11 protein-coding genes are annotated in these 13,314 nt (G+C 58.3%); 7 read left to right on the top strand and 4 right to left on the bottom strand.

Features of this window, described 5'->3' with window-relative positions; genetic code table 11:
- The first annotated feature begins 82 nt into the window (after nt 1–82).
- A complete protein-coding gene (aroE, locus tag HQL98_08365) occupies nt 83–940 on the top strand; it encodes a shikimate dehydrogenase (protein MBF0272059.1) in 858 nt (285 codons plus the stop codon).
- Between the two features lie 295 nt (nt 941–1,235).
- Here aroE and HQL98_08360 read toward each other — a convergent pair whose 3' ends face one another.
- Nucleotides 1,236–2,624: a glutamate--cysteine ligase gene (locus tag HQL98_08360; GenBank protein ID MBF0272058.1), complete on the bottom strand. Its 1,389-nt coding sequence runs from the start codon at nt 2,622–2,624 to the stop codon at nt 1,236–1,238.
- A gap of 165 nt (nt 2,625–2,789) precedes the next feature.
- Nucleotides 2,790–3,674 (bottom strand): acetylglutamate kinase, encoded by an 885-nt coding sequence (argB, locus tag HQL98_08355; GenBank protein ID MBF0272057.1) that lies wholly within the window; start codon nt 3,672–3,674, stop codon nt 2,790–2,792.
- Nucleotides 3,675–3,886: 212 nt separating this feature from the next.
- On the opposite strand from argB, the gene HQL98_08350 reads away from it, so the two are divergent.
- The 3 genes from HQL98_08350 (at nt 3,887) to HQL98_08340 (ending at nt 6,558) form a co-directional block, all read left to right on the top strand.
- Complete coding sequence (locus tag HQL98_08350) at nt 3,887–4,441, top strand: SH3 domain-containing protein (protein ID MBF0272056.1); 555 nt, start codon at nt 3,887–3,889, stop codon at nt 4,439–4,441.
- 13 nt (nt 4,442–4,454) lie between these two features.
- The gene (locus HQL98_08345; GenBank protein ID MBF0272055.1) at nt 4,455–4,787 is read left to right on the top strand and encodes a P-II family nitrogen regulator; all 333 of its coding nucleotides are present in this window, start codon (nt 4,455–4,457) and stop codon (nt 4,785–4,787) included.
- A gap of 163 nt (nt 4,788–4,950) precedes the next feature.
- Nucleotides 4,951–6,558 (top strand): 4Fe-4S dicluster domain-containing protein, encoded by a 1,608-nt coding sequence (locus HQL98_08340; protein MBF0272054.1) that lies wholly within the window; start codon nt 4,951–4,953, stop codon nt 6,556–6,558.
- A 141-nt stretch (nt 6,559–6,699) separates the two neighbouring features.
- On the opposite strand, the gene HQL98_08335 is transcribed toward HQL98_08340, so the two are convergent.
- Both HQL98_08335 and HQL98_08330 read right to left on the bottom strand, forming a co-directional pair.
- Complete coding sequence (locus HQL98_08335; protein ID MBF0272053.1) at nt 6,700–7,572, bottom strand: ATPase; 873 nt, start codon at nt 7,570–7,572, stop codon at nt 6,700–6,702.
- A gap of 19 nt (nt 7,573–7,591) precedes the next feature.
- Nucleotides 7,592–8,737: a response regulator gene (locus tag HQL98_08330; protein MBF0272052.1), complete on the bottom strand. Its 1,146-nt coding sequence runs from the start codon at nt 8,735–8,737 to the stop codon at nt 7,592–7,594.
- A 575-nt stretch (nt 8,738–9,312) separates the two neighbouring features.
- On the opposite strand from HQL98_08330, the gene HQL98_08325 reads away from it, so the two are divergent.
- The 3 genes from HQL98_08325 to HQL98_08315 are packed head-to-tail and all read left to right on the top strand — an operon-like array spanning nt 9,313 to nt 13,276.
- Nucleotides 9,313–12,507, top strand: a complete 3,195-nt coding sequence (locus HQL98_08325) for a response regulator (protein MBF0272051.1) — start codon at nt 9,313–9,315, stop codon at nt 12,505–12,507.
- Nucleotides 12,504–12,899: a response regulator gene (locus tag HQL98_08320; protein ID MBF0272050.1), complete on the top strand. Its 396-nt coding sequence runs from the start codon at nt 12,504–12,506 to the stop codon at nt 12,897–12,899. The genes HQL98_08325 and HQL98_08320 overlap by 4 nt, the downstream gene beginning before the upstream one ends.
- Nucleotides 12,896–13,276 (top strand): response regulator, encoded by a 381-nt coding sequence (locus HQL98_08315; GenBank protein MBF0272049.1) that lies wholly within the window; start codon nt 12,896–12,898, stop codon nt 13,274–13,276. The genes HQL98_08320 and HQL98_08315 overlap by 4 nt, the downstream gene beginning before the upstream one ends.
- Nucleotides 13,277–13,314 lie beyond the last annotated feature (38 nt).

Here is a 13,314-nt window from a genome sequence, read left to right as displayed (position 1 = left end):
TTTGCGCGCTTTCACAATATTTTTTCACATTTTCGCGAAAAAAGCGCAGCGCGCCCGGTTTCAAAAATTTCATGGAGCCTGCATGAATACCCTCCAACGTTTCGGCGTGATCGGCGACCCGATCCACCACTCCCTTTCCCCCTTCATGCACAATCTGGCTTATGCCGAACGGGGCATGACCCATTGTCGCTATGATTTTTTTCACGTGCGGGCGGAAAATCTCACCGAGGCGGTACGGGATCTGCGCGCTCAGGGCGTCGTCGGCTTCAACGCCACCATTCCCCACAAGGAAAACCTCGTCCCCCTCATGGACGCACTCGATCCCATGGCCCGCATGATCGGCGCGGTCAATACCGTCGTCATCCAGCCCGATGGCCGATTGATCGGCTACAACACCGACGGCTATGGCTTCATCACCGATTTGCGGGAGGTTTGGGGCGGTTTTTTGCGTGACATCGAAATCCTTGTGCTCGGGGCCGGAGGAGCGGCGCGCGGCGTGCTGGCGGCTTTGTTGCAAGAGGGGGCCGGATCGGTTGGGTTGATGAACCGCACCCACGAACGGGCCGTCGCCCTGGCCGAGGAATTTTCCCGGTTTTTCCCCGACCGTTTGATCACTCCCATCCCCTGGACCCACACCCTGCCTGCCTGCCAACTGGTGATCAATACCACCAGCCTGGGCATGGACAACGCCACCGAAGCGGTCCCGGATCTGACCTTGTTGCCCCCTTCCGCCTTGGTCTACGACATCGTTTATTCCCCACCCGTGACCCCTTTGCTTTCCGCCGCCCGCGCCCGGGGATTGAAGATCGAAAATGGTCTCGGCATGCTCATCCACCAAGGCGCCAAGGCGTTCGAGATCTGGACCGGTCAGACCATGCCCGTGGATGCGGTCCGGAAAGGGCTGAAAGAACAGCGGGGGGTGGGGTCGTTGCGGGGGTGAGGAAGCAGGGTGGTGATTCGTGATGCCCCATCAGGCTTGTTGACGAGGCGTGGGTTTCATGTCTGTTGGCAATGCGCGAGTCTCGTGTTTCAAAAAGCGAAACACGAGACTCGCCAAGGCTGCGCGCTGCGCTTTTTTCGCAAACGGCGCGAAAAAAGCTTGTTTGTAAAGCGCGCTTGAAGGCAAAAGCAAAGTCAAAGGATAAAACCCTGGGAGAGGAATCTCCCAGACCCGCTCTTTTTTTTTAATGGTTTCAAGGTTGGGAGGTTGGTCGGTTGGTCTGGTTGGCCGACTGTCACCCGCACTCCGCCAAAAACGCCTCGAACTCCTGCTCGACAAATACCGGATCCACGCTTTCGTTCCAGCGATGATGATAAGCCTCCAGCAACCGTTCCGCCGGGGTGACGCCGCTGTCGGCGGTGGCGAAAAGAGGCTTCAAGAACATGGTCTCGTCGCACCCCTTGGCGTTCAAACGGTTGTGGGCCGCCAATCCCGCCTTGGCATGGGGCAAGACCTCCAAAGCCAGATCCCGCAAGGTGCGATCACCCGGAATCGGGGTCTTCAACGCCAAACGCGGCACCTCGGCGTGAATCCTGGCCCGATCTTCGACGCTCCAATGTTTCACCAGCTCCCAACACGCGTGCAATGCGTCGTCGTGATAAAGAATCCCCTTCCACAAGGCGGGCAACGCGCACAAGGTCGCCGAATTGCCCGCGTCCGCCCCTCGGGTCTCCAGATAGTGCTTCAAACGCACATCCGGAAACAACGTACTCAAATGGGTCTCCCAGTCGGCCAACGTGGCGTAAACACCCGGCAGGGCCGGATGTTTGCCCTCCAGAAAAGCCTGAAAGGGTACGCCTCCCGCCGGTTGATAGCTTTTATTGCGATACAGAAACAACAGAGGTGTGGACAAGGCATAGTCCACATACCGTTCGAAACCGAATCCCTCCTCGAACACGAACGGCAATCCGCCACAACGATCCGGATCCGTATCCCGCCAGATGTGGGCCCGATAGGAGAGAAATCCCGTGGGCTTGCCGTCGATGAACGGTGAATTGGCGAACAACGCGGTGGCCAAAGGCTGCAACGCCAGGGCGACGCGGAATTTCAGCACCATATCCGCCTCGTCGCCGAAATCCAGATTGGCCTGAACCGTGGCGGTACGGGCCATCATGTCGAGACATAGACTGCCCCGGGTGGGCAGATACTCCCGCATCACCCGATAACGCCCCTTGGGCATCCACGGGATCGCCTCGAAAGGCCATTTGGGCTGGGCGCCGATGCCCAGAAAGGCGATTCCCAGCTCCCGGCACACCAGACCCAATTGATGCAGATGTTCGTCGATTTCCAGCCAGGCGGCGTGAATGTCCCGCATGGGCGCGCCGGACAACTCCACCTGTCCTCCCGGTTCCAGGGTGATGGCCGCCTGTCGTTGCTTCAAGGCGATGGGATGGCCATTTTCGTGTTCCACCTGCCAGCCGAAGCGTTTTGACATCTCCAGCAGGAGCGCCTCCACGCCGTTCGGACCGGCATACGGGATGGGTCGCTGATCTTTTTTGTAGAAACCGAACTTTTCGTGTTCCGTGCCCACACGCCAATCCCGACGGGGTTTGCACCCTTTTTCCATCCAGGCGATCAGGTCGTCTTTCCCAAGGGGGGTGATCGGTTCTGCCTGATCAGCCATGGCGGCACCGGAATTGCACTGCGAAACGCGCGATCATCGTTTTGACCCTTTCAACTGAAAAAAACTCAGGCCGGGCGGCCTTCCATGAAACCAAGCGATTCCCCAGCGATGAGAGTACACCAGCCGCGTCGGCGCGCCAAGTCATCGTTGTGGGCTGTCAGACCGTCACGCCACCAGGGTGCCGATTCCCTGATCCGTGAAAATCTCCAGCAGCAGGGCGTGTTCCACCCGACCGTCGATGATATGGGCTGCCTTCACGCCGCCCCGACGGGCCGCCAGACAGGTTTCCACCTTGGGAATCATGCCGCCGCTGATCACGCCTTCCTTGATCATGCGGGTGGCGTCAGCGGCTTCCAGACGGCTCACCAGATGACCCTCCCGATCCCGCACGCCGGTCACGTCGGTCAGAAGGATCAATTTTTCCGCGCCCAGGGCCGCCGCCATTTTCCCGGCCACCGCGTCTGCGTTGATGTTGTAGGTTTCTCCTTTCCGGCCCACCCCCACCGGGGCCACCACCGGAATGATGTCCGAATTCTTGAACATCTCCAGCAAGGTGATGTCGATCTCCTCCACATCCCCCACCCATCCCAGATCGATGATCTCTTCGGGTTGTTCGGCTTCCACCGCGGCCTTGCGTTTGGGGGGACGTTTGCGCGCCAGGATGGTGTGTCCATCCTTGCCCGACAGACCCGCCGCTCGACCGCCGTTGAGATTGATCAGATTGACGATATCCTTGTTGATCTTGCCGGCCAGCACCATTTCCACCACGTTGACCGTCTCCTGATCGGTCACCCGTTGACCGTCGATCATTTGCGGTTTCAAGCCCATTTGGGCCATGGTCTGGTTGATCTGGGGACCGCCGCCATGCACCACCACCGGATTGATCCCCACCTGACGCAACAGAATCACGTCCTGGGCAAAGCTTTTTTTCAAGGCTTCGTCCACCATGGCGTGTCCGCCGTACTTGATGACGAAGGTACGGCCATCGAATCGGCGCATGTAGGGCAAGGCCTCGACCAGTACCCGCGCCTTGTTCACTTGAGTGTCCAGAGACATGTCGGCTCCTTGAATCGCAATGTGGCTTTTTTCAAAAAAAGACGGTGTTCTTCCGGCTTCCCGGTTGACTCCGTTCGTCAAGCAGGCATCATAAATCGAATCGGATTTCTTTCAACGGATCGGGTGATCGGATGAACGGATTTTTCCCCACCAACCCTCGGCGCAGGTTGGGATCATGGTCAGTACGTGCTTTTTTGGCTCTGCTGATGGTTCCATTGGCGGTTTCGGCGTTCGCCGAGGATCGTTATGTCATCGACGACCAGATCAATCTGCGGCGCACCCCGGCTTTGGGGGCACCGGTGGTCAAGACGCTCAAGGCCGGTGACAAGCTGGAACTTCTGGAAGGCAACAATTCCGGCTGGGACCATGTGCGAGGCTCGGACGGCAATGACGGCTGGGTGGCCCGTCGTTCCCTTTCCGCCAAGATTCCCCCCGAGATCGAACGCAATCAATTGCGGGGCGAAATCGAAGAACTGCGCGCCAAACTGGTCAACCACGAAAAGCTCCAAAGCGAATTGAAGCGCATCCAGGAGGTCTCCCGCAACGCCTTGCGCATCGAGCAGGAAAATCAGGAGCTGGTGGCCAAGGCCAACCGTTTGGAAAAAGAGTTGAAACAGGCCTCCGACGAAAATCATATCCTGGAAAAACAATCTGATACATTATTTTTCCTCGCCGGAGCCGGGGTATTGCTGCTGGGCTTCATCAGCGGACTGCTTTCACGTCGTCGTCGCAAGGGTTCTTCTTACGGCAGCCTGGAGTGATCGGGAGGTTGGCATGCATTTCAAGCTGATTGTTGTCACCATTCGTTCGGACATGAGCGATGGCATTGTGGCGGCGGCCCGTAAATCCGGAGCCACCGGAGCCACCATCATTCCGGCCCGGGGGGTGGGCATTCACGGCACCAAGACCATTTTCGGCCTGACTCTGGACATCCAGCGTGATGTCATTTTATTGTTGGTCGAAGAGCATCTGGTCAAGCCGATTCTCAAGACCATCAAAAAGGTGGGTGCGTTTCATCAGCCTGGGGCCGGCATCGCTTTTGTTCTGAGCGTGGACAAGGCCATCGGCATGGAGAGTCAGATCCCGAATTTCATCGACGAGGTGTGACGGGTCGAACCCATTGAAAAAAAAGAGAGGGTCTGGGGGATTCCTCCCCCAGGACTTTTTTGTCTTTTATTTTTGAAATCAATAATTTTTTTCTTTTTTCAAAGTCAAAACCCTGGGAGATGAATCTCCCAGACCCTCTCTTTGTTTTCAATTCATGAACCTCATGTCAGATCTTCGATTTGATGTCATCATCGTGGGAGCCGGTCCGGCGGGATTGTCGGCGGCGTGGCGACTGGCCAATCGTTTTCCGACGTTGAAAATCGTCGTGCTGGAAAAGGCGGCCCGGATTGGTGGCCATTTGCTTTCCGGCGCTTTGGTGGATCCAGCCGATCTGCATGCCCTGGCAGCCGGTGACGATGCCCCTTCGGGTCCGGTGGTGACGCGCCAATCTTTGTTGTTTTTGTCCCGTCGGCATGCTTTGCCCCTGCCCCAGCTTTGGAATCATGAGGGTTGCCATCTGCTCTCTTTGGGGGGGTGGTGTCGCTGGCTGGCGGGACGGGTGGAGGCGGCCGGGGTGGAGATCTATCCCGGATTTGTCGCCGCCGGTCTGCTGTGGGAGCGGGATCGACTGACCGGCGTGATCACCGGGGATCACGGACGCGGAGCCGACGGAACGCCGAAACCCGGATTTCAGCCCGGCATCGCCTTGCGCGCTCCGGTGACGCTGTTGGCCGAGGGGTGTCGGGGACATCTGACCCGGGAGGCGATCGAACGGCTTCATCTGGACCAGGGCCGTACCCCTCAGACCTATGGTTTGGGTTTCAAGGAGTTGTGGGAGCTTCCCGCCGGTTCTGCCGTTCAGCCTGGCGGGATTTTCCACACCTTGGGATGGCCCCTGAAACCGGATCAATACGGGGGGGGATTTGTGTATGCTGTGGCTTCGGACCGGCTTGCCGTGGGTTGGGTGGCGGGTTTGGATTATCGGGATGGGGGATTGGATCCCTTCATCGCGTTTCAGCATTGGAAGAATCATCCGCGTATCCGGGCGTTGCTGGAACCGGGGCGACCGTTGGCTTTTGGCGCCAAAACCCTGGTGGAAGGGGGATGGCAGAGTCTGCCCCGATTGGTTTTCGATGGTGGGATGCTGGTGGGGGACGGGGCGGGATTTTTGAACGCCGCCCGACTCAAGGGGATTGGCAATGCCATTCAATCCGGATTGGCGGCGGCGGATGCCGTGGGGGAGGCTTTCGGGAGTGGAGATTGCTCCACCCATGGATTGCGGGCTTATCCGGAACGGGTCTACGGGTCGGCCTGGTTTGCCGATTTGAAGGCGGTACGCAATGTGCGGCCCGGATTTCGTGCGGGGTTGGTGCCGGGTTTGGTCCATGCGGTGTGGGAGTGGGCGAGTCGGGGTCGTTCGCCTTGGACCTGGCGTTGGAAGCTGGCGGATCGGGAGCGCTTGCGACCGGTGGGCGCTGCTTGGGTGGCTTTTCCCCCGCCTCCCCAACCGGCCCCCTGGATTCTGGACCGTCCCGCGGCTTTGGCCTTGAGTGCCTTGACCCAACGAGACGATCAACCGTTGCATTTGCGTTTGCGGGATTCACGGCTTCCTTTGGAGGCGGGACGGACCCGTTTTGCCAATCCCGAGACCCGTTTTTGTCCAGCCGGGGTGTATGAACTCAAAATTCCACCCGTGGTGAACGCAGCGACCTACCGCATCCACGGGGCCAACTGTTTGCACTGCAAGTGCTGCGACATCAAGGATCCATTGGATAACATTCGTTGGACCCCCCCCGAGGGAGGAGGTGGACCGGATTTTGGCAGTCTGTGACCATCACGGGTCCAGGGCGGTTACCGCCCTGGCGGGGGCTTAGGCAGCGCCCCGTGACTTTAATCTTTAAAAAAATAATAAATTTAAAGGATTAAAGTCAAAACCCTGGGAGATGAATCTCCCAGACCCTCTCTTTGTTTTTCAATGGTCAAAGCCGTCTTGTCTGTTTGCCTGTGGAATGGAGACCCTGAAAGTCGTTCCGACTTCCGGAGTGCTGGTCACCTCCAACACGCCACCGTGTTTGTCGATGATCTGTTTGCTTACCGACAACCCCAGACCGGTCCCCTTGCCCAACGGCTTGGTGGTGAAGAAGGGGTTGAAAATACGTTCCAGATTTTCCGCAGCGATGCCGGAGCCGTTGTCGGCGATCTCCACCCAAACCGATTCGTTTTCGGGATCATGACCGGTCCGCACGGTGATGGTCCCGGAATGCTCGATGGCGTGGGCGGCGTTGATCAGGAGATTGGAAAAGACCTGATTCAACTGGGATGAGATGGCGTGAATGCGGGGTACGGGTTGAAACTCCCGGATCACCTCGGCTTTGTATTTGAGTTCGTTCCAGACCACGGTGAGGGTGGTTTCCAGACAGCGCAGAAGATCGGTCTCTTCCCATTGCTCCTCGCCCTGATGGGCGAAATCTTTAAGCCCCTTGACGATCTGTCGCACCCGTTCCAGACCGTACCCGGTCTCTTCCAGGAGTTTGGGGATGTCTGCCATCAGATAATCCAACTCGATTTCTTGTTGCATGGATTGGATTCTGGCGGCCAGTTGCGGATCCTGGAGGATGAGGGGTTCGGCTTCCCGGAAAACCGCCACCAGTCGCAACAGATCCATCACATACCCTTCCAGGCTGGAGAGGTTGGACAGAATGTAACCGACGGGATTGTTGATTTCGTGGGCGATCCCTGCCGCCAACTGACCAACCATGGCCATTTTTTCCAGCGGGAGCAGTTGCCGACGGCAATCGGTCAGTTGTTGCGCCAGCTCCTGGGGGTTCATGGAGGAATCGGTCATATGTTTGGCTCCCATGGTTTCAGGTGGTTGGCACAAAGACATGAAACGGTTGCCGGATTCCGACGGTTTCTTGGAAAAGGGCGAGCCGTTCCATCATGGGTCGGGTGACGACTTCCCCTTCGCGTACCAGCAGGGTACCGGTGGTGGTGACCAGATCCTGCAAAAAAACCATGTCGGTTGTCAGTTCCGCCAGGGGGATGCTTTTCAGCGCCCCTTGCAGATGGGCGGTGGCGACCTGTTCCAGCAGATCCAGGATGATGGGATCGTAACATCCGGTGCGTTCCCGCATTTTGGCAAACAGCCGGGCCGGGGTTTCGTTGCGGAATTGCAGCCGCATCAGGTCGAAATCCAAGGCGGCCTTGAGAGCCCGGGCTGCCAGATGGGCGGGATCGGAGTGTTCGGCTTCTTCGTTTTGTCGGGCGACCACCTCCGCCACCCTTTCCAGACGGGAGACGGTGCGGATCAGATTGGCCCCCACCTGGGGATGTTTTTGGTACAGGGCGGACTCCTCCTGGGTGAGGGGCACCCGGTGAAACACCTTGTCGAGGATCTCCGGAGCCAAGACGATGCATCCCAACTGGGACAGGGAGGCTGCCGCCTGCCAGATCCAGGGATCCGGAACGTTCAACGCGGTGGCCATGCCGGTCATCAGACGTCGGACCCGATAGGCGTGGTCGGAGGCGGCGGAGTTGGCCACGCCGAGAATTTCGTTGAGCAGGGCGATGGCCTCGGTGACGGTTTTTTCCAGCAACTCCCGTTCGGCGGTGATCAGTTGGTATTGACGGACCCCGTCCGACAAGGCCGTCTTGAGTACTGCCGGAGGACAGGGCTTGGTGAGAAAACGGAAGATGTGTCCTTCGTTGATGGCCTGCATCGCCGCCCCCAGATCCCCGCGACCGGTCAGCATGATGCGCACCGTATCCGGATAGGCCAGACGCAACCGGCTGAGAAATTGAATGCCATCGATGGTGGGCATTTCCAGATCGGAAACCACCACGGCAAACGGTCCCTGGGTTCTCAAGACCATCACCGCTTCCGCCACCGCGCTGGCGGTCTGCACCTCGAATGAATGCCGCAGCAGTCGAACCATGCTGGACAGCACCATCGGGTCGTCATCCACAAAAAGTATCCTGGCTTTTTTTTCCGTCATTGTTTCAGGATTCATCGACCATCTCCAGGCGTGTTGGTGAAAAGGTTCGGGTTCGCTGCTGTCATTCTTTTGATGATAGACAATTCGATATAAAAACTAAAAAGTCAAGATTTGGTCGTTTGTTTTTTTCTTTTTATCTTGTCATGAGTGGGGTGGCGAGGTTTTTTTTATTTTTTCGTCATAACATTTATAAATGTTTGTTTGTGCTGTTCATATAAAAACAAATAATTTAAAATTATCAGATATTTTTGAGAATAGATTTTTATTTGATGTTATTAATAATTTTAATATGTTTTTTTGGTGTTGAATTGATGCATAAGATGAAAATAGAAAATTTTGATTGAGATTATCATTATTTTTTGCTTGACCTTGACTGATTTTTGAAAAGAATGTATGAATTGTATTAATGTGGATTCATCATTATTTTGGGAAATATTTGACCGTACGGTGCATAACAATTTTATATCATATAATTTTTTATTTTAATCATATATGACATCAATATCTTTGGTGGGGGAAGATATGATATCAAAGTCTTCGATCGTCACGATTGGTGATCATGGTCCGGAAGGTTGTCCCCGGGATCCGACATGAGGCGGGCGGAACTGCGTCCCAGTTTGCGGGGACGGTTGCTGCTGCTGGTCTTGTTGACGGTGCTGCCGGCCTTTGGACTGATCGTCCATTCCGCCTGGGAGGATTGGGACCGGGCCAGGGCGCAGGCGGAACGGCAGACCCGGCAATTGGCCGCGTTCGTCGCCGACGAGCAGGGCCGCCTTCTGGCCGAGGCCAGACAGATGCTGACCATTCTGTCCCATTTGCCCATTGTGCGTGATCTCAACCTGTTGCCCCTGTGTCACGAAACCCTGGCGCGGTTGCGTCAGCAAAATCCTCTTTACGCCAACATCGGCGTGGTCGATGCTCAGGGCAATCTGTTGTGCAGTGCTTTGCCCTTTGAGTCGCCGATCAATTTTTCCGATCGGGAGTGGTTTCGTCGTGCGGTGTCCACTCAGGATTTTGCGGTGGGGGATTACCGGGTGGCGCTGCTGGCCAAGGTGCCGGTGGTGAATGTGGCTTTGCCGCTTTACAACGACGACGGCAGCCTGTCCCGGTTGGTTTACGCTCCGCTGGCCCTGTCGTGGTTCGAGAGTCTGGCCGAGAAACTGCCCGTCTCCCCCAATACGGTGCTGGTGGTGGTGGATGGACAAGGGACGGTGTTGGCCCGTCATCCGGATCCGCACCGGGAATCGATGGGCAAGCCGATGCCGGAAAAAGGGCTTCTGGAATCGATTCTCTCTCCGGATTGCAAAGGCTTTGCCGAGTTTTCCGGCTCCGACGGGGTGATGCGGCTGAACGCGGTGGAACCTTTGTCCCTGAGCAAGGGCCGATGCGTCTATGTGAGCGTGGGTGTGCCCCGGGATGAGCTTTACAGTCCGGTCGAGCGGCGCTTGTGGCGCAATCTGGGGGCCATGCTGGTGGTGAGCGTGTTGATGTTCACCCTGGCCTGGTTTGGCAGCGACTGGTTCATTTTGCGTCAGGTGCGGGCGTTGATCGGGGCGGCCCGCTGTTTGGGTCTGGGGGATCTGACCGCCCGCACCGGATTGCCCCATGGTGGCGAGGAGCTGGGACAACTGGCCCAGAGTTTCGACGAGATGGCGGCGCGCCTGGAGGAACGGGAGGCGCGTCTGGCCGCCGCCGACCGGGCGTTGACCGTGTTGAGCGCCGGCAATCGCGCCATGCTGCGTGCCACGGATGAGTCCATCCTGCTCGATGACATGTGTCGTCTGGTGGTGGAAAAGGGAGGCTACAACCGGGTGTGGATCGGTTTCACCAGCTCGGACGAGAGCAGACAGTTGCACATCGTGGCCCATTTCGGATTCGGTGCCAAAGGGGTCGATGCTTCTTGTATTTCCTGGGTGGAGTCTGGTTCCGGGGAGTGTGCGGTGACGGCGGCGGTACAGCGGGGCGAGGCGGTGGTGGCCAGGGGGTGCGCCGGAGTGTTGTTGGCTTCGGGCGCGCCGATGGATCCCATGACGGTTCTGGCCCTGCCCATGCGCAACGAAGAGGGAGTTTTCGGGGTGGTGGCCATCTACGCCTCCCGCAACGACCTGTTCGACCGGTCGGAAATCGAGCTGCTCGGGGAGGCGGCGGCGGACATCGCCTATGGCATCACCCGGCTGCGGGATCAGACCCGGCGCAAGGAGGCGGAACAGGCCAATCGCATCAAGTCGGAATTTCTCGCCAACATGTCCCACGAGTTGCGCACGCCCCTTAACGCCATCATCGGGTTTTCCGAGGTGTTGAAGGATGGTCTGGTGGATCCCCTCACGCCTCCCCAGCAGGAGTATGTGATAGACATCTTTGAAAGCGGTCGTCATCTGCTCTCCTTGATCAACGACATTCTGGATCTTTCCAAGGTCGAGGCCGGGCGGATGACCCTCGATCTGGAGGATATCGCTGTGAATACCCTGCTGGAAAACAGTCTGGCCATTGTCAAGGAGAAGGCCACCGCCCATCGGCTGGTGTTGACCCGGGAGGTGGAGGAGAACCTGGATGCCCTGCGCCTCGATGTGCGCAAGACCAGGCAGATCGTCTACAACCTGCTTTCCAACGCGGTGAAGTTCACCCCGGACGGCGGGCGGATTCACTTGCGGGCCGGTCGGGTCTGCCGCGCCGCGGTGGAGAGCTGGAGCGCTGCCACCTCCAACACCCTGCACTGGCCTTTGCCCCCCAACGATTTCACCGATTTTCTGGAAATTTCGGTGGAGGATAGCGGCATCGGCATCGGGCGTGACGATGCGGTGCGTTTGTTCAAGCCTTTCAGTCAGATCGACTCTTCCTTGTCACGGCGCTACGAGGGTACCGGGCTGGGGCTGGCGATGGTGATGAAAATGGTGGAGCTGCATGGGGGTACGGTGGCGGTGGCCAGCGAGTCGGGTCAGGGGAGTTGTTTCACGGTCTGGCTGCCGTGGCGGGAGGCGGGAGGTGGGATGGCGTCCGCGGTGCTGCCGGTGCTTCCCTCGCCGGAAGGATGGACCGCCTTGGTGATCGAGGACAACGACACCGCCGCCGAACTGGTGGGGCTGCAACTCGAAGCCGAGGGTCTGCACGCCCTGCGGGTGGTGAGCGCCGAGGAGGCCATGGCGCTGGTGGGATCGTTTCAGCCTGCGGTGATCATTCTGGATATTTTTCTGCCCGGCATGGATGGCTGGGATTTTCTGGAGGCGCTCAAGCGACCCGACTCTCCATGGGTGGATGTGCCGGTGGTGATTGTTTCCATTGTCGCGGATGCGCGCAAGGGGTTTGCCCTTGGGGCCTCCCAGGTGTTGCAAAAGCCGGTGGGACGGGATGATCTGGCGACCGCGCTGCATCGTCTGGGGTTTGGTCCGGAGGTGGAGCGGCAAGGCAAGGTGTTGATCATCGACGATGATCCCAAGGCCGTGGAGCTGCTTGCGACCCATTTGGCGGCTCCGGGCCAAGTGGTGTTGCGGGCTTCCGGAGGGGCCGAGGGGATCGGGCTGGCCAGGAGCGCCTTGCCGGATTTGATTCTGCTCGACCTGATCATGCCCGAAGTCAACGGGTTCGACGTGGTGGAGGCGTTGCGGGCCGATCCGGCCACCGTGGCGATTCCGATCATCGTGGTGACGGCCAAACAACTGACCCGGGAGGATCACGAACGGCTCAACAGCGCTGCGGTGGCGATCATGGCCAAGGCCGACTTTCAACCCGGTCATCTGGTCGCCGAAGTGCGCCGTGCCCTGGCGACTCAGGCAAAGGAGACGAGATGAACAAGACCGTTTTGGTTGTGGAGGACAATCCGGCCAACATGAAACTGGTGGTCATGTTGCTGGGTACCCTGGAGGTGACGGTGTTGCAGGCGTTCAACGCCCCGGAGGCTCTCGATCTCGCCCATACCGGTCATCCCGACCTGATTCTGATGGACATCCAGTTGCCCGGCATGGATGGTATGGAGTTGACCCGGATCCTGAAGCAAGACGAGACCACCAGGCCGATTCCTGTCCTGGCCCTGACCGCCCTGGCACTGAAAGGTGACGAGGAGAGGATTATGGCGGCGGGTTGCGACGGCTACATTGCCAAACCGATTCAATACCGGTCGTTTCTCGCCATAGTGAAGCAGATTCTGACCCCATCCGCGCCATCCCAAGGAATCCGTCCATGACCACACGCAGCCATATCCTGATTGTCGACGACGACGCGCGGAATCGCAAATTGATGGAAACCCTGTTGCGTGCGGAAGGGCATCAGGTGCGCAGCGTGGCGTTGGGTGTAGAGGCCTTGGAGTCGGTGGCGCAGGCGTTGCCGGATCTGATCGTGCTCGACCTGATGATGCCGGGCATGGACGGCTTCGAGGTGGTGCGACGCCTGAAAGCCGATCCTGCGGCGTGTCGTCTGCCCATTGTCATGGTGACCGCCCTCAACGATGCCGCCTCCCGCGCCCGTCTGGCCACCGCCGGGGTTTCCGAGGTGCTGATCAAGCCCATCTCCCGCTGGGAACTGAAAGGGTGTCTGGACCGTCTGCTGGGAGCCACCTCATGAACGATGCCATGGATCTGGGTCTCACCCGGGATCAACTG

This window comes from Magnetococcales bacterium, from assembly GCA_015231755.1.
Lineage (GTDB): Bacteria > Pseudomonadota > Magnetococcia > Magnetococcales > Magnetaquicoccaceae > Magnetaquiglobus.
Note: the sequence above shows the minus strand (reverse complement) of the source record. Positions and strands in the feature narration are given on the sequence as shown.

What these genes read in the sequence shown, in the direction of transcription:
- HQL98_08330 (MBF0272052.1), bottom strand. Translation starts at nt 8,737, where the DNA reads ATGAATCCTGAAACAATGACGGAAAAAAAAGCCAGGATACTTTTTGTG.
- HQL98_08335 (MBF0272053.1), bottom strand. Translation starts at nt 7,572, where the DNA reads ATGACCGATTCCTCCATGAACCCCCAGGAGCTGGCGCAACAACTGACC.
- HQL98_08360 (MBF0272058.1), bottom strand. Translation starts at nt 2,624, where the DNA reads ATGGCTGATCAGGCAGAACCGATCACCCCCCTTGGGAAAGACGACCTG.
- aroE (MBF0272059.1), top strand. Translation starts at nt 83, where the DNA reads ATGAATACCCTCCAACGTTTCGGCGTGATCGGCGACCCGATCCACCAC.
- HQL98_08320 (MBF0272050.1), top strand. Translation starts at nt 12,504, where the DNA reads ATGAACAAGACCGTTTTGGTTGTGGAGGACAATCCGGCCAACATGAAA.
- HQL98_08350 (MBF0272056.1), top strand. Translation starts at nt 3,887, where the DNA reads ATGGTTCCATTGGCGGTTTCGGCGTTCGCCGAGGATCGTTATGTCATC.
- HQL98_08345 (MBF0272055.1), top strand. Translation starts at nt 4,455, where the DNA reads ATGCATTTCAAGCTGATTGTTGTCACCATTCGTTCGGACATGAGCGAT.
- HQL98_08325 (MBF0272051.1), top strand. Translation starts at nt 9,313, where the DNA reads ATGAGGCGGGCGGAACTGCGTCCCAGTTTGCGGGGACGGTTGCTGCTG.
- HQL98_08315 (MBF0272049.1), top strand. Translation starts at nt 12,896, where the DNA reads ATGACCACACGCAGCCATATCCTGATTGTCGACGACGACGCGCGGAAT.
- HQL98_08340 (MBF0272054.1), top strand. Translation starts at nt 4,951, where the DNA reads ATGTCAGATCTTCGATTTGATGTCATCATCGTGGGAGCCGGTCCGGCG.